The following is a 17506-nucleotide window of genomic DNA, read 5'->3' on the forward strand; positions in this document are numbered from 1 at the left end:
GGAATGCAGAAAGTAAGCTTCTTTAAATCCATTCATGTCAAGCTAGTACTAATTTATATTTTGTTAATCCTGCTAGCTTTGCAAATAATAGGTATTTATTTTGCGCGCGAATTAGAGGACAATTTAAAAACCAATTTCCGAGATTCCATTTTTCAACGTGTCGATTTGATGGAATATAGCATTCGCGAAGAAATCTTAAAAGAACGCGATGAAACTATGCCATCTCTTGAAGAAAGCTTGAAAACAATTGTAATGGAGTTTTCCGAGGGGTTGAAGGATGTTTCTAATGAAGACATTTTAGAAATCCGCGTTATCGATACTAGACAACGTATTCGCGCCACATCTGAGATAGACAATCAAAATTTGATTGGACAGCGCTCGAATAATGATCTCGTACGACGTGCCATCTCTGCAGAAACGTTATTTGAAAACATCAAACTTGATAGTAATACAGGAAACCGAGTGTGGGTGTTAGCTTCGCCAATTCGAGATGGTGCAGGTCCTGATGATGAAATCGTTGGGGTACTCTATATTGAAGCTAATATTGAATCTGTTTTCGAACAGGTGAATGACATTAACCGTATTTTCCTCGGTGGTACGGCCGTGTCCTTGGTGGTTACTATCTTTTTAGGAATTTTAGTGGCACGAACAATTACACAGCCAATTGCAGATATGCGTAAGCAGGCTCAGGCGATGGCAAAAGGAAACTATTCACGAAAAGTACGAGTTTATGGTACAGATGAGATAGGTCAACTTGCTATAACCTTTAATCATTTGACGAATCGCTTGCAGGAGGCGCAATCTACTACAGAGGCAGAACGGCGAAAGCTCGATTCGGTCCTTAGTAATATGACGGATGGTGTTATTGCAACCGATCGAAAAGGGCGCATCATTCTTATTAATGATCCCGCACTCGAGCTGCTGCATATTACAAGAGATATAACAGTAGGTCGTCCGATTGCATCTGTTTTAGGCATTGACCAAGAGTATAGTTTTGAAGATTTAATTCATATGAATGATGCGGTGAATTTAGATTTCAGTACAGCAGACGCGCCGTATATTTTACGTGCGAATTTCTCTGTTATTCAAAAAGAAACTGGTTTTATTAATGGTTTAATTACTGTACTGCACGATATTACAGAGCAGGAAAAGATAGAGATGGACCGCCGAGAATTTGTATCAAATGTGTCCCATGAATTACGGACACCATTAACGACGATGCGTAGTTATTTAGAGGCATTAGCAGACGGTGCATGGAAAGATGAAAACATTGCTCCAACATTTTTGAATGTCACACAAACAGAGACAGAGCGTATGATCCGCTTAGTGAATGACTTGTTGCAGTTATCACGAATGGACAGTACAGATTATGAGTTGAATAAAGACATTGTTCTATTCCATTCCTTCTTTAACCGAATTATCGATCGCTTTGAAATGTCTAAGTCAGACAAAGTGATGTTTGAACGGTTATTCCCAGAGGCATCTTATTATGTAGAAATTGATACGGATAAGGTGACACAGGTTATCGATAATATCATTTCTAATGCTATTAAATATTCACCAGATGGAGGCAATATTCGCTTTGGCTTTACTGTGCAAGGGAATATGTTAAAGGTCATGATTTCTGATGATGGTATGGGAATTCCTAAGGAAAATGTGGGACGTATTTTTGATCGTTTTTATCGTGTGGATCGTGCTCGTGCTCGTTCTATGGGCGGCACAGGTCTAGGGCTAGCTATTGCCAGGGAAATGATTGAAGCTCATGGTGGTAAAATATGGGCTGAAAGTGAAGAAGGGCAAGGAACAACGGTTTTCTTCACATTACCACTTGATTTAGATGATTTTGACGAGGCAGGTGAGTGGGAATGAAATATATAGAACCAGTTAAATCAGTTGTATTATTCCTACTCGTTATGTTAAGTGTGGTTTTAACCTTTTTGAATTGGACATACACGCCAGATTATAAAGTGATTGAAAAAACTGAGGAAAAAGAAATCCAAATTGGACCACAAAAAAAAATGGAAGATGTAATTCGTCCTTATAAGGCTATTTACCGTTTTGATAAGGAATTTACCGGAACTGTATCTAATGCTGCAATGGAAGATATTATGAAGTCATTTGTGGGCTGGAATATTGATCTAGTGCGCGATAACAATAACCTTACGGCCAGCTCTGTAAACGAGATGATTCGTTCTAATAATTGTATGTCTATCTTTTTTGCTGGCGAAATTCCTTACTCCGCCTTTAGCTCAATTTTTCAGTTTGCCGACAAGGAGCTACCTGAAACAACCTTTAATCGTATGGTTATAGATTGGAGTAATTATAATAACAAAGAATTACAAGTATTTTTCATAAGTAGCAATAATCAAACATTGATGCGTTCGCATGTCAGTCTACAAAATGCTAATCAATTTGTACGAAATGTTATTGAACCAGCGAAAACATACGACACTTTTAAAGAAGTGGAGCGTGATGGTTTTACTTCACTTTATATTGATAACGATAAAGTTGAATCAACAAAATATACGTATTTTATCAATGAGAAATCACCTGATGTTTTTAAAGATGTGTTATTTACAGAACCAAATGTTGTTCAGCGCACGGATGAAAGTCCACACTCTGTAAAATATCAAGATGGTACGTCACTGATGACGGTTGATAAGAATTTGAAATCATTGATTTTTGTTTATCCAACTGCAGAAAGTAGTATAAAAATAGAACCTTCTAAGCTCTTGACGGATAGCTTTGAATTTATCAATGAACATGGAGGTTTTACAGCTGATTATCGCTATGTATCAACAAGTACAAATAATAACCAATTAGATTATCAGCTATATTTACATGGATTACCAGTTTATAGTGATCAAGCTATAAATCGAATTACAACTATTTGGGGAGATAATCGTATTTTCCGCTACAAACGTCCGTACTATTCTTTAAGTACAGACATTCCATCCGAAAAGGAGATTAAAGAACTGCCATCAGGATCGGAAATCGTTGAAAAGATTCAAAAGCTTAATAACACTGTATTATCAGATATAGATGATATTGTTGTGGGTTACTATTTAACGCAAGATAAAAGTAAACAAAATATGACATTAGAACCGTGCTGGTTTGCGATAAGTAACGGTGTATGGACGAATCTGACGCCTGAAACATTAGGAGGTGTCAAAAATGGATTGGAATAGAACAAAATCTATTTTTATATTCGTTTTTTTAATCTTAAATATCTTTTTGTATTATTTTTATTTAAATCGCTATAATGAAGCGCAGAGCGTGGAGATACCTGGTGAAAAAACAATAGAAGCCCGTTTAAAAGAGGATAATATTACGTATGGATCACTTCCTAATAGTAATGAATTTGTTGTTTATATTACGGGCAAAGTGCATAAATTTACACTTACTGAATTTACTAAGAGCAATCAGCAAGCAAATATTATAGGTGAGGATGATACACTTGTACATGTTGATATTCTAAACCCTGTGAAATTACGAAATGATGATGAGACAAGTATTACAGAGTTTGTCCGTGCAAACGTAAAAGATGGGGATTCTTATGCATTATGGAAGGTAGATCGTGAGCAAAGAACCGCAATATTCTTCCAGAAAAAAGGTAATCGAATGTTCTATTACAATGAGAGTGCTTTATTAAAAGTACAATGGAATATGGACAACGAAGTTACAATGTATGAACAAACGATGCTTGATAATATTGAAGAAATGGAGAAACAGGAAACTGTCATACCACCACTTCAAATTATCCAGACACTTTATAATAAATCGCTACTAAAGCCAGATTCGCATATTACGCAAATGAAGTTAGGTTACTCGACAATGGGGTATTTAACGCAAAAGCAAGTGTTAGTACCGACATGGGAAGTACAAGTGAAATTAGATGGAGAAACAGAAGAATATTTTGTCAATGCTAGTGAAGGTAATGTTATTGAAATCCAAGAAAACAAGCAAGAGGGCGAAGAAGAAGACTGGGGAGTTGAATAATGCGGTTTAGTGTTTTAGCAAGTGGCAGTACAGGCAATTCGATTTATGTAGAGAATGAGGATCATGCATTTATTGTCGATGCCGGTCTCAGTGGTAAAAAGATGGAGCAACTATTTACAAAAATCGACCGCAATATGAAACAGCTAAGTGGCATTTTCGTTACACATGAGCACAGTGATCATATTAAAGGAATAGGTGTATTGGCTCGAAAATATAATGTACCCATTTATGCAAACGCCAAAACGTGGCAGGCGATGGACGGGCTTGTTGGTGATATTCCGTTAGAGCAACGTTTTGAATTTGAAATGGATACAGTCAAGCATTTCGGCTCATTAGCTATTGAATCCTTTGCCGTATCACATGATGCAGCAGATCCAATGTTCTATAGCTTTCATGAAAATGGGCGTAAGCTTGTAGTTATAACGGATACAGGTTATGTAAGCGACCGTATGAAAGGCATCATTCGAGGTGCTGATTCCTTTGTATTTGAGAGTAACCATGATGTCAATATGCTGCAAATGGGACGTTATCCGTGGTCTATAAAACGTCGTATTTTAAGTGATGTAGGGCACGTTTCAAATGAGGATGCAGCCATTGCAATGAGTGAGGTAGTATTTGAAAAACCAACGAATATTTATTTATCACATTTGAGTAAGGACAATAACATGAAAGAGCTTGCGCGCATGAGTGTTACACAAACATTGCAATCTTGCGGCATTATTGTCGGAGAGTATTTAAATTTATTTGATACAGAAGCAGAGGAACCGACGAAATTAGTCACGGTTTAAACAATAAAAAATGAATCTTTAATGAGGCTGTTCAATAGCATTTTATAGCAAATGCTTTGAACAGCTATTTTTATATCCATTTTATTTATTTTTCATCTGATTTTAATGTTTGAACCGTAATATAAGGGTAACAACTAACAAATACTAATAATTGAAAGGATGAGGAGAATGAGCAATTTTCAAGATGATGATAAAAACAGTGATTTTCTAAAAGACGATAAAATAGAGAAATCACCTCTTCAGGAGCGACTCGAACGAGAGGAGCGAGAGATGCAAGAAAAGCGTCATAAAAAGAAAAGCGGTGGCGGAGGTAAAGGTGGCTATTTATTTACCGGTTTTATCGGTGTCATCATAGGCGCTTTACTTGTTTGGCTCATGTTACCTGGACTTGTCAATCAAATGCCAGGTACAAGCGGCACAGGTAAAAATGAAACAAACATCAATCAAGTTGCAACGGAAGTAACAACCGATGTAACGAAAGCGGTAGATAAGACTTCAGCTGCTGTTGTAGGGATTACTAATATTCAAGAAGTGACAAGTGGTGGATTCTGGAACCCACCAACTACAACTAGCCAGCCTGCTGGAAGCGGTTCAGGTGTTATTTATAAAATACAAGGTAACACAGCCTTTATCGTGACAAATAACCATGTTATTGAAGGTGCAAAACAGTTAGAGGTAACAATGCCAGATGGATCGAAAGAAGAAGCACAATTAGTTGGACGCGATCCTTGGACAGATTTAGCTGTTATTTCAATCAGTTCTAAAAATGTTAAAACAGTTGCGAAATTCGGTAACTCAGATGTACTAAAACAAGGTGAAACAGTCATCGCAATTGGTAACCCACTTGGCTTAGAGTTCTATGGCTCTGTTACAACAGGTGTTGTTTCTGGTAAGGACCGTTCTGTACCAGTTGACATAAATGGTGATGGTACAGTGGATTGGCAACAAGAAGTATTACAAACAGACGCAGCAATCAACCCTGGTAATAGTGGTGGAGCACTTGTTAACCTTGCTGGTGATTTAGTCGGCATAAACTCCATGAAAATTGCTGAATCCTCTGTTGAGGGTCTAGGCTTCTCAATTCCAATTAACTCAGCAATTCCAATTATCGAGGAATTAGAGAAAAATGGTGAAATGAACCGTCCAACAATGGGTATTTCATTCGTAGACTTAACGGATGTTCCGTCATTCTACCAACAAGAAACTTTAAAATTGCCAAAAGACATCACAACAGGTGTTGTTATAACAGATGTTGTGAATGATTCACCAGCGTCAAAAGCAGGCGCGCAACAGTACGATGTTATTGTTGAAATGGATGGTAAAAAAATCGAAACAGCAATCGATTTACGCAAACATTTATATAACAACAAAAAAGTTGGTGATAAATTAACGATGAAAGTATATCGCCAAGGTAAATTGGTGGAGCTATCACTAACATTAACAAATAGCAATACATTATAAATGAACAATCAGTGGGGATTATAGAATTCCCACTGATTTTTTGATGTTGAAAAAATATTCGAAAGCAGTTGAATGAATGATTTAGAAAATATTGTGGATAACTAGAAAATTGTGAATAATAACATTACACCAGCGAATAGCGATAGAAAGCCTATTCTTCCATACTGGCTTGTCCTTTGTTACAATAGACTGTGGATAACACAGACTCAATTGTGAATAAGTTTGTGGAAATTTTGAAAAATAAGAAGAGGTGTAATAATGGAAAAATACAGCTGTGAAAACCATATAGATCACGCTTTAGACATGTTTGTGGCAGAACAAAAAGAGTTCCCAATTATGGATAAAGTCGAAGAGGATAAAAAGTTATCCACAAAATGTAGCTACTGTGAACAACCTGCAGAATATATTGTATCAAGTAAATAACTTTACACAATATATAGGAACGCTATGTGGATATGTTGATAACTTTTGTGGATAATTTGTTTGTAAATGAATTGTAAAGGTGGATAACGTGTGAATATAACGATTGTATCAGTCGGAAAACTAAAAGAAAAGTACTTAAAAATGGGCATAGACGAATACGTAAAACGTCTCGGTGGTTACGCAAAAATGGATCTAATCGAGGTACCAGATGAAAAAGCACCCGAGCAACTAAGCGATGCCGAAATGGAAATCGTTAAGAAAAAAGAGGGTGAACGTATTCTATCTAAAATCGGCCCAGATACATACGTTATCGCCCTAGCCATTAATGGCAAAATGAAAACCTCTGAACAAATGGCAGCAGATCTCGAATCTCTCATGACCTATGGCAAAAGCAAAATTGCCTTCGTCATCGGCGGCTCCCTTGGCTTACATGATGATGTGTTGGAGCGAGCAGATGAGCAGCAATCCTTTGGAAAGATGACCTTACCACATCAGCTGATGAAGCTTGTGTTGGTGGAGCAGATTTATAGGAGTTTTAGGATTATGAAAGGAGAACCGTACCATAAGTAGGTGCGGTTTTCTATGTAAAACAAGGGTAAGAAAAGAATACAGGAGAAAATCGAAAATGGCAGGTTGGTCTTGATTTTCACTGATATTATCATGTTTATTTTATTATGTCTATAATTGGAGGCTATGTGAATGTTAAGTGATCAGGCGAGATATTCTAGGCTCGCGAATATAACAAAAATAATAAATACAAAATTAGAACTACGTGAAGTATTGCAGCGTGTAACAATGGCGATATCAGAGGAGATTGTTCAATGCAACGCTGTTGGAATTTTTTTACCCCAGGAAGATGGAACATTTAGAGGGTTTGCAGGAAAACCAGAGACTATAAATGGCGTAGCACTCGATACTCAGGTAATTGATCCTGAAATAGACATACTGGCAAAAGAAGTTATTGAAACCAAAAAAACCATCTATATCCCTGATACCTCAAAGGATCATCGGCTGGATACGAGACCAGTTTATGCGTTCAAAATTAAGTCCTTATTAGTACTGCCTATCTCATTTGGGCAAGAGTTATTCGGTCTGGTTTTTTTATTTGATTATGGAGCTCCAAAGAACTTAACAGATTCAGAAATTCAAAGTGTTGAAGCTTATGTAAATATGGCTGCCGTCGCAATTCAAAACGCAAATAATTTAACACAAAAGGAAACCCTTATTGCCGAGAAGCAGCTGTTACTAAATGTTACCCGTGATTTATCAATGTGTTCCTCGATACAGGAGAGTTTTGATAAATGTTTTTTTTACTTAGGACAGATTTTAGAGAGTAAAAACATGGCTGTCCACCTTTTAGACCCGCTAGACAAAACAACGATTAAAACAACGAAGTTAAGCAAGGACTGTGAATGGACAGAAGCGGATTGGATGGAGAAAAGCTATGAAGCCAAGATCCACGAGGTTATTCAAACAAAAAATATAGATAGTAAGAGTCTACTGATGATTCCATTGGTTTCAATGGGAGAAGTATTAGGGGTAATCGTTGGTGGCAAAGAGGAAAAAGCTCACAATTACGATAATTCCCAAATTCAACTGGCTAAATCTATCGTTGATGCCACAGCTCCTACGTTTTCAAACTTGTTATATATGGATCAACTTGAAAGCATGGTGGAAGAGCGAACGAGAGAACTAGCTGCCGCTAATGAAAAAGTTACAAGTGTGATTGAAAGTATTACGGATGGATTCTTTACTTTGAATAATAAATGGGAATTTACGTACGTAAATAAGCATCAATATTTTCCACAAAGAAAAACAGCAAAAGATGTATTAGGCAAGAATATATGGGGGGTTTTCCCGAGTAGCGTTGACACAGTTATGTATAAGGAGTTTCATCGTGCAATGTCAGAGCGAACTACAGTTCATTTCGAATTTCTTTCTACCTCTGATGAATATTGGCACGAAGTTATTGCATACCCGTATGATAATGGTATTTGTTGTATTTTTAAAAACATAACGGAAAAAAAGCAATATGAGAAAGAATTGAAAAGGTTATCCAACATAGATTTAATAGGGCAAATGGCAGCAGGTATCAGCCATGAGATTAGAAATCCAATGACAACAGTACGAGGATTTTTGCAGTTATTAAAAGAAGAGAACATCTATGAGAAACATAATAAGTACTTTAATTTAATGATTGAAGAACTTGACCGTGCCAATTCTATTATTATTGAATTTCTCTCTATGGGTAATACAAGGAAATCGGATTTGCAGATGTTAGATTTAAATTCAATTATCCACGATATTATTCCTTTAATAAAGATTGATGCGTATAATCAAAATAAATATATTCAAGTCGATACAAATGACATTCCGGAATTACTTTTAAATCGTAATGAGATACGGCAATTATTAATAAACCTATACCGTAATGGCTTAGAAGCGATGAGCACAGGGAAAGTTCTAACCATTAGCACCTACAAGGAAGGTCAAAATTGTGTGGTACTTGCAGTGCGGGATCAAGGAAAAGGTATCGGGCCTGAAGTATTAGAGAAACTAGGTACTCCATTTTACACGACCAAAGATAATGGAACTGGATTGGGGTTAGGCGTATGTTATGCCATTGCTGCCCGTCATAATGCAAAAATAGAAATTCAAACAGGATCGGAAGGCACTATCTTTTTTGTTAAATTTAATTATGAAAATAATGAACAATAACCTCATTTAGATTAGTTACGGAGAACCGTACCATAGGTAGGTGCGGTTTTAAAAAATAACCGCCAAGAACGTTGAAGCAATAACGACTTGGTGGTTTTTTGCTGTTTTTTAATAAAACTAGCATCAATACAAAGAATCTACAACAGGTACATTCCAATTAATTATTTGAAGATGGGTTGTGTCATAAACTAATATTCATAAAATACTTGATGAATATGTTATATTAAAATAACGAGAAATTTCATGTACAAAGTAGTATCTGTAATTAAATAGCTTACAATTTATTAGGCCTAATGAACCGATATTTTAAATATACTTGAGCGGAGGAGCATCAATGACAAACTGGACATATTTTGCGCTTGGTTTTATAACGGGAATCATTATTCTCTTTACCTGTATGAAATGTATAAAGGCAAAAAAGACAACGAATTTTAAAGATAATGGTAGTATTTTGAAATTAGTAGAGATGTCTAAGGATATTATTTATTATTATGAATTAAAGCCAGAATATAAGCATTGCTACACTACACCTTCAGTCGATTATTTTTTAGGTGAGGGGACGCTAGATATATTAAAAAGTGACCCAAATATGCCATTTAAACTGGTTCATCCAGATGATCTACATATTATGAATCAAAAAGTAATGGACGGGGCAGATTATAGTAAAGGAATTATTCAACGCCTTCGTGGTACGAACGGGATTTATAGATGGTTTGAAGAATTTACGACGCCAATCTATAAAAATGGAGACTTAGTTGCGATACAAGGCGTGATGCGTAATATTGATGAAAAGGTAAAGTTAGAGCAGGATTTGAAATATCAAATTACGCATGACTCTTTAACGAACCTTTACAATCGCGGTTATTTTGAAGAGAAGATGAATAAGTATAACAAAGAAGTTAATACATCAATTAGCATTATGTTATGTGATTTAGACGAATTAAAATATATTAATGATAATTTTGGTCATAAGCAAGGAGATGAATTGATTTGTGCAACAGCGGAAATTTTAGTGAATTATTTTCCGCAAGAAGCAGTTGTAGCACGAATTGGCGGTGATGAGTTTGTGATTATTCAAGCGGGAATTACCGATGTTCAAATATGTACAAATTATGAGGGGCTACAGTCAGCGATTGACATATATAGTATAAATCATGAGATGCGAATCAATATTTCAATTGGTTATGCTGTTAGTGAGCAATCTATCAACAAAATGGAACAGTTATTTGTTGAAGCAGATCAAAAAATGTACGAACAAAAAAGGGCAAAAAAACAAATAGTTATACGAAGTTAATTTTAAGATAACATCATTTTTCGCTAAATGCACTTTCTCGTTCTTTAATTGTATCAATGATCCCTGCACGTTATTAATTTAATGTTACATACTATAGGCATGCATTTTTTGTTGTCCCTTTTGCAAAAGAACCAAATAGCATAATAAAATTAGGAGTAAGCTATTGTTTAAAGTCTCAATGAGTTGCTTTTGAAGTTGCTCACTTAGCATGCCTATCACCGGCTTTTTTATTTTATAAACGTAGATGAAAAAACCGCACTTACAATAGTTACGGAGAACCGTATCATAAGTAGGTGCGGTTTAATTTTATCAACAGAAGCTAACCATTCAGATAGCATAAGTAACATAATTAGTATTTGTAAAAATGAAGAGGTTGAATTTATTTCGTTATCAGACTTAAATTGTGCTGAGAACCTCAGATAGATTCATTACGGGTTAAATGTGATGATGTATATACATAAAATAAATTTGATAAATGAGGGATAATCATGTCAGTTGTGAACCTGTTAGCTTCTCAGCTAAGTCGAAATGATGAAGTGCCAAATATTGAGCTGGCACATAAATTAGCTAATGAAGAAAATTATGCGGGCATAGAAGAAATAATTGAAAACCTAACTTGCAAAGATAAAAAGATTCAATACGATTGTATTAAAGTAGCGTACGAAATTGGACAAGTTAAACCAGAACTCATAAGTACGTATGTCCTGACTTTTATAGAGTTGCTAAAAAGCCGTAATAATCGTTTGGTCTGGGGTGGAATGACGGCATTAGCAACGATTGCTGAGGAAGCATCAGAAACCATTATGGCTCATCTTGACATATTAAAAAGCGCTATGAAAGTTGGTTCGGTTATTACAGTTGATAAAGGTGTCCTAACTCTTGCGAAGCTAGCAGCCGTCAGTAAGGAAAACAATGATGTGATTTTTCCAATATTACTCCATCACCTTGAGAATTGCAGACCAAAGGAAATTCCTCAGCATTCGGAAAGTACGCTCTTAGCCGTAACAGATGAAAATAAAGAGGAATTATTGAATGTGTTACGAAAAAGAGAAAAATACCTAACAGCACCACAATTAAAAAGAGTCAAAAAGATTTATAAAACATTAGAAGCTTAATAAAAGTACATTTTGAGGTAATAGTATGAAAGAATTTAAAAAATGCCAAAGCTGTGCCATGCCATTAAAAAAAAATGAAGATCGTGGTACAGAGAAAAATTTAAATAAAAGTTGCATGTACTGTAAGCATTGTTATCAAGAAGGGGAATTCACGCAAAAGGACATTTCTGTAGATGAAATGAAACGATTTGTAAAAGATAAATGCATCGAAATGGGTTTTCCGAAGTTTTTGGCAGGGATGTTTGTAAAAAACCTTCATAAATTAGAGAGGTGGAAATGAGCATTACAATTAAAGCAATATTTAAGGCAAATCTCATTTTGATATATTACGGTGAACCGTACCAAAGTAGGTGCGGTTTTCTGTTCGATGTCATTAATATTGTAAAATAGATGAATAATTTCTCTTTTAGTAAACAGCGTTGTATGTAAATTTATACTATGCTGTTTTATAATATATTTATAGGAATATAAAGGAGGATTATTTAAGAGTAACATTGAAAAATATGGTGAATCCACTTTTGAACAATATAAAAATATAAATGAATATGAGCAAGAGTTTTGGTACGCAAGAGATATGCAACAAATCTTGCAATATAAAGAATGGCGAAATTTTTTAAAGGTAATTGAAAAAGCAAAGATAGCTTGCGAATCGAGTAATCAAAATGTTTTAGACCATTTTGTTGGCGTCAACAAAATGGTTCAACTCGGTTCTGGTGCAGAACGTGAAATAGAGGATATAGTACTTTCAAGATATGCTTGTTACTTAGTTGTACAAAATGCAGATCTCTCTAAAGAAGTTGTAGCATTAGGTCAAACCTATTTTGCAGTTCAAACAAGAAAGCAAGAGCTTCAGGAAGAGTTTGATTCATTAAGTGAAGATAAGAAACGTTTAGCAATTCGAAATGAATTAAAAGAACATAATAAATCTTTAGCTGAAGCTGCGCAAAATGTTGGTGTTGAAACGCCTGTTGATTATGCTATATTTCAAAATTATGGATATAAAGGTTTGTATGGTGGTTTAGGGCAAAAAGAAATTCATACTAAAAGAGGTTTGAAAAAGAGTCAGAAGATTTTAGATTATATGGGAAGTACTGAGTTTGCAGCCAATTTATTCCGAGCAACTCAAACAGATGAAAAGTTACGAAGAGAAAATATTTCTTCAAAATTAGAAGCAAATAAAACACATTTTGATGTAGGTGCAAAAGTTAGGAAAACAATTGAAGAATTAGGCGGAACAATGCCGGAGGATTTACCTACGCCTTCAAAAAGTTAAGCAGATTGAGAAGCAACAATTTAAAGAACTGGATAATAAGTAGGGGCATGAGCATAGATAAAATTTTTAAATTAAGATTTAGAAAGGGCACTTTTAATGGATATTAGAAATATTCAAGATATGAGGGAGCTTTTATTAGATTTAGAGCGACGAGTAAAAATCGTTAGAAGTGCAAGAATAGAAGCTGCAAAGAGATATAGAAGCCAAGATGCCTATTATAAATTTATAACTATTTTTTACTCAATAGTTATAACGACTCTTTCAGTTAGATATGCTGTTACAGAATCTATAGGTATAAAAAGTGTAAAGACTATATTCACCAATTTGCCATTAACTCTGTTGGCTAGTTCTGTATTCATTACTTTATTTACTATGTATGTTTCAAATAAAAACTATGGTGAAAAAGTTTCTAAATTTCAATCTAATTATATGGAGCTTACGCGTTTACATTTAGATATTCAACGTTACATAATTGAAATGAAGTTGAATAAAACTGCCTTCGAAAGAGATAAAGAAAAACATGATGAATTTGGAGATAGATACTCAGCTTTATTAGCTCAATCAGAAAATCATGATGATATTGACTATCATAAGGCTATAGTTAGAGAAGGCATAGACTCTACTGATTCGGAAAATAGTAAACAAAAAATAGAAAAGGCAGAACTGTATATTAAAAAATACAATTCTAATAATAATATTAGAAGAAAATTAGCATTATTTTCAGGAGTATTTATGTTGTTTCTAATAGAGGGAATAAAATACTTTTTGTAAAACGCACTTAGCTACATTATGGTGAACCGCACCATAAGTAAATGTCGTACATATCCGTAAACTAGCAAAAAGTAGGTACAAGAAAAAATCTTGCACCTACTTTTTTATGTTGTCGCAATTTCTGCAACTTCTGCACCCACATGTACGGGTGGTTTACGATCTTTCCATGGCGCAGATTCTTCTAATTGTTTCCCAAGCTGTAGAAGAGTTAACTCATCTGCGAAGCGTCCTGTAAATTGCAGCCCGATTGGTAAGCCAGATGCACTCATCGCAAGTGGCAATGATAACGACGGTTGACCTGTTGCGTTAAACAAATTGGTAAACGGCGCGTATGTGAAAATTTGCTCTGTCCATTCAATTGCCGAGATATTTGGATTATCCGCATTTAGCTCACCAATTTTCGCTGGTAATGTGCCGATTGTTGGGCTTAAAAGCACATCATAATCTTCAAAGAATGTCGCTACTTGACGTGATACAAGTGCATTCGTATTAATAGCTTCTAAAAGTGCGCTAGCTTTTAAGTTTTTGCCGTATTCATAGCATTGCCAAATGGCTGCCTCAATATTATCGCGTGAAGGTGTTTTACCTGTTAATTCTGCTGCTCCCACAATCATTTTATAAATATTCGCTGTCCAAATATTTACCGTTGCGCGTGAAAATGGTGCTTCGTCGTAAACTGGTCGAGCTTCGACTACTTCATGCCCTAACTCTTCTAATAATTTTACGGCCTTATGTACGGCCTCGATACATTCCGGATCAACGAATGCACCCGAATTTGTTTCTGTTGTCCAGGCGATCTTCAGTGGACGTACCTTTTGCTGAATCGCTTTACTGTAAGGCATTTCTGGGCTTTGAATAATCGAATAGCATCCTAAGTCTGGCCCAGCTACTTGGTCCAGTAATGTAGCGGTATCACGAATGGTTTTTGTCTGCGCAAATTCAATTGCTAGCCCATTTAATGCCTCACTATTATAAGGCCCCATTGGCACGCGACCACGTGAAGGCTTTAAGCCAACGATACCACTGCATGATGCAGGAATACGAATGGATCCACCTCCATCATTACCATGCGCGATTGGGACGATACCACTTGCGACAGCAGCGGCTGCACCGCCACTTGAACCACCAGGGCTATGGTCTAGATTCCAAGGGTTACGTGTTGGACCATAAATGACAGCCTCCGTTGCGGCATTATAGCCGAACTCTGGTGTTGTGGTTGTACCGCTTAATACAAAACCAGCGTTTTTAAAACGTTTCATTAATTCACTATCGACGGACATTACAGCATTTTCTGCAACACGACTGCCCATACTATGTGGCACACCTTCCGCATGGAGTACAACTTCTTTAATTAAAAATGGGACACCTGCAAATGGTTGATTATCATTTAAAGTTGAAATCGCTTTGTCAGCCTGTTCCTCTAACACGCTGGCAACGGCATTAATCGAAGGATTAACCTTTTCGATACCTTGTAGCGCTAATTTTGTAAGTTCGTGTGGTGTCACTTGCTTTGTTTTTACTAACTCCGCTAATCCAATACCGTCATATGATGCATATTCCTGTAAATTCATTTGATCACCTCATGATAGTTTTGACTTACAAATTCATCTTAAATTGAAATGAAAAAAATTGATATTACCCAAAAGGATAATTTGTCTTGAGCGAGAATATATGAACTTAGTAGAGAAAAGGAGGAATTGATATTGTATGAGCAAAAAGAGGTGGAGTATTTATTAGAAGCAACGTTTAAGATTTCGAATATGAATATACAACAAACAAGTGAGGACTTTAAATTGAATATGTTGCAAGTATTGAGTGAATGTTTTCAATATGAGCATACGGTATTTTGGGAAGTGGCAGATGGAGAGTTAAATGAACAGCCTGTTTGTTTCAATGTAGAGACATATACGGTAGAAAACTATCTGCACGAATATAAATATTATGATCCTTTACACCCAGTGAATATGCAAAACCAACCCGATATTCAATTAATGCTACGAAATGAAGTAATATCGAAGGAGAAAAAGCGGTATTATGTTGAGCGCTTTTTACAATTCAATGATTTTATAGATGAAATGGTAATGTATCTGTACAATCAGCAAAAGCCAACAGCAGCTATTGGCTTTTTGCGAAAAGAAGGGGAAAGACCATTTACAGAGCAGGATAGTCAAAAGCTATCTTATGTAAAGCGGATGATTGAAAATGTTTATTTATTACATCAATATGTGCAGCCAGGCGAGTCATTGCAAATTACACAACGTGAAAAAGAGCTGTTAATGTATTTATGTAAGGGATTTAAAAATGTAGAAATCGCCAGTTATTTATATGTCAGTGAAAATACAGTAAAGAAGCATCTGCAAAATTTGTATCGAAAATTTAAAGTAACTTCCCGAACGCAGCTTGTATTAAAATATGCAGAAAGCTTACGAGCATAAAAAAGATGTTGGCAATCGATAACAACCGAGAATGAGGTTTTAGGAACATGAGAATTCCATTGTTTTATTAATGATAATCATCTAGGTTTTGATCGAATTTTTATTTAATTGCTTACTTGTTGAAGTCCAAAATTTGAAATTAAATCTTTAAATTTCATATAGCAGAGAATCAAATTTGTGTATGTTGAGTACAGATGTTTAAACAAAGGAATTAAGAAGGAAAATAATTTTGGGGATGCTCGTATTGCTCAAAGTGTCGTAATACGAAAATATTTAATAAAACCTCACTTTTAGTGGTCACTTCAAACCTTGCCACTGCAGTGAGGTTTTTATCGGTATAAAAAGCCCTTATTTTTAGATGAAACATCAAATATTGTTAAACTTTGGTATAATAAATGGGACTGTGAGGTTATATAGATTTGAAATAACATTCGCGGTGATAGTCTGTAGAGTTATATTTTTTATGGGAGGGTTAAATGATGAAAAAGACAGAAACGATGGATAAGTATTTAAATTCTTATGGAAAAAAAATTAGTAGTTCTGAGATTTGTCATGTTGTAGATTTAATTTTCAAGATTAATTTAGATAAGGTACCTATTTTACCTAAAGCGAAGGAAGAGGCAGATGGGGTTTCTTCATCAACAGGAAATGAACTTGTATCTAAAGAAGTAATAGATTACTATCTAAATCAATACGACGGGGAAATAACAGGCGCAGAAATTCGCAAAATAATAAATAAAATTTTTGGTGTTAATTTAGACGGAATATCTTCATTAGAAGGATCCGGAATTTCTTTATATTCAAAAGGTCAGTGGATCGTTCAACATGAAAAAGACTTATTTGTAGTACATACTGGAGCAAGAGATATTGATGTGAAGATCTTTCCTACAAATTATTTCACTGAACAAACTGGGCTAGTAGAATTACCAATTGACTTACAACATTCACTAACGAGTATAGGGTATTACTTCGATGAGAATATCAATAGTTACTATTTCTTAAACCCCACAGGTGAAGCTGTTCCAAATGAGTTCAAAGTAAAAACAATGGGAGCTATACTTGGAGTCATTAAAAATTCATTCTCAAATGTATAAAGAAGCTAGTAGATAGGTAAGCTATTAGTTGGAGATAGAGAGTAAGCCCGTAATCAAATAACGCATATAAACAACCAGGCACCTCCGGTACGATGATAAATGTATCAAATTAGAGGAGGTGCTTCTTTATGTCAA

16 protein-coding genes are annotated in these 17506 nt (G+C 35.4%); 15 read left to right on the forward strand and 1 reads right to left on the reverse strand.

The window, feature by feature from the left end:
* Positions 1 to 3 precede the first annotated feature (3 nt).
* The 13 genes from walK (at position 4) to ACVWXS_RS19180 (ending at position 13842) form a co-directional block, all read left to right on the forward strand.
* Entirely contained in the window at positions 4 to 1869 is a 1866-nt protein-coding gene (walK, locus tag ACVWXS_RS19120) for a cell wall metabolism sensor histidine kinase WalK (RefSeq protein WP_456959690.1), read from the forward strand.
* A complete protein-coding gene (locus ACVWXS_RS19125; RefSeq protein WP_456959691.1) occupies positions 1866 to 3188 on the forward strand; it encodes a YycH family regulatory protein in 1323 nt (440 codons plus the stop codon). The genes walK and ACVWXS_RS19125 overlap by 4 nt, the downstream gene beginning before the upstream one ends.
* Complete coding sequence (locus ACVWXS_RS19130) at positions 3175 to 3999, forward strand: two-component system regulatory protein YycI (protein ID WP_368637221.1); 825 nt, start codon at positions 3175 to 3177, stop codon at positions 3997 to 3999. The genes ACVWXS_RS19125 and ACVWXS_RS19130 overlap by 14 nt, the downstream gene beginning before the upstream one ends.
* On the forward strand, positions 3999 to 4787 hold the full coding sequence (locus ACVWXS_RS19135) for an MBL fold metallo-hydrolase (protein ID WP_368637222.1): 789 nt from the start codon (positions 3999 to 4001) through the stop codon (positions 4785 to 4787). The genes ACVWXS_RS19130 and ACVWXS_RS19135 overlap by 1 nt, the downstream gene beginning before the upstream one ends.
* Positions 4788 to 4955: 168 nt before the next feature.
* Positions 4956 to 6248 (forward strand): S1C family serine protease, encoded by a 1293-nt coding sequence (locus ACVWXS_RS19140; RefSeq protein ID WP_368637223.1) that lies wholly within the window; start codon positions 4956 to 4958, stop codon positions 6246 to 6248.
* 258 nt (positions 6249 to 6506) lie between these two features.
* On the forward strand, positions 6507 to 6671 hold the full coding sequence (locus tag ACVWXS_RS19145; protein ID WP_368637224.1) for a CxxH/CxxC protein: 165 nt from the start codon (positions 6507 to 6509) through the stop codon (positions 6669 to 6671).
* Positions 6672 to 6761: 90 nt separating this feature from the next.
* Positions 6762 to 7241: a 23S rRNA (pseudouridine(1915)-N(3))-methyltransferase RlmH gene (gene rlmH, locus ACVWXS_RS19150; RefSeq protein ID WP_456959694.1), complete on the forward strand. Its 480-nt coding sequence runs from the start codon at positions 6762 to 6764 to the stop codon at positions 7239 to 7241.
* A 129-nt stretch (positions 7242 to 7370) separates the two neighbouring features.
* Entirely contained in the window at positions 7371 to 9389 is a 2019-nt protein-coding gene (locus ACVWXS_RS19155) for a GAF domain-containing sensor histidine kinase (RefSeq protein ID WP_456959695.1), read from the forward strand.
* 334 nt (positions 9390 to 9723) lie between these two features.
* A complete protein-coding gene (locus ACVWXS_RS19160; protein WP_456959696.1) occupies positions 9724 to 10683 on the forward strand; it encodes a GGDEF domain-containing protein in 960 nt (319 codons plus the stop codon).
* Between the two features lie 488 nt (positions 10684 to 11171).
* A complete protein-coding gene (locus tag ACVWXS_RS19165) occupies positions 11172 to 11798 on the forward strand; it encodes a hypothetical protein (protein ID WP_456959697.1) in 627 nt (208 codons plus the stop codon).
* Between the two features lie 25 nt (positions 11799 to 11823).
* Positions 11824 to 12078, forward strand: coding sequence for a zinc ribbon domain-containing protein (locus ACVWXS_RS19170; RefSeq protein ID WP_456959699.1), 255 nt, complete (start codon positions 11824 to 11826; stop codon positions 12076 to 12078).
* A gap of 213 nt (positions 12079 to 12291) precedes the next feature.
* The gene (dinD, locus tag ACVWXS_RS19175) at positions 12292 to 13071 is read left to right on the forward strand and encodes a DNA damage-inducible protein D (protein WP_456959704.1); all 780 of its coding nucleotides are present in this window, start codon (positions 12292 to 12294) and stop codon (positions 13069 to 13071) included.
* A 96-nt stretch (positions 13072 to 13167) separates the two neighbouring features.
* A complete protein-coding gene (locus ACVWXS_RS19180; RefSeq protein WP_456959701.1) occupies positions 13168 to 13842 on the forward strand; it encodes an SLATT domain-containing protein in 675 nt (224 codons plus the stop codon).
* 104 nt (positions 13843 to 13946) lie between these two features.
* On the opposite strand, the gene ACVWXS_RS19185 is transcribed toward ACVWXS_RS19180, so the two are convergent.
* Complete coding sequence (locus tag ACVWXS_RS19185; protein ID WP_374964414.1) at positions 13947 to 15413, reverse strand: amidase; 1467 nt, start codon at positions 15411 to 15413, stop codon at positions 13947 to 13949.
* Between the two features lie 132 nt (positions 15414 to 15545).
* On the opposite strand from ACVWXS_RS19185, the gene ACVWXS_RS19190 reads away from it, so the two are divergent.
* Together ACVWXS_RS19190 and ACVWXS_RS19195 are read left to right on the forward strand one after the other, a co-directional pair.
* Positions 15546 to 16277, forward strand: coding sequence for a response regulator transcription factor (locus ACVWXS_RS19190; protein ID WP_456959702.1), 732 nt, complete (start codon positions 15546 to 15548; stop codon positions 16275 to 16277).
* Between the two features lie 479 nt (positions 16278 to 16756).
* Positions 16757 to 17371, forward strand: a complete 615-nt coding sequence (locus tag ACVWXS_RS19195; protein WP_402986921.1) for a hypothetical protein — start codon at positions 16757 to 16759, stop codon at positions 17369 to 17371.
* Positions 17372 to 17506: the final 135 nt, after the last annotated feature.

Source organism: Lysinibacillus sp. TE18511, from assembly GCF_054062295.1.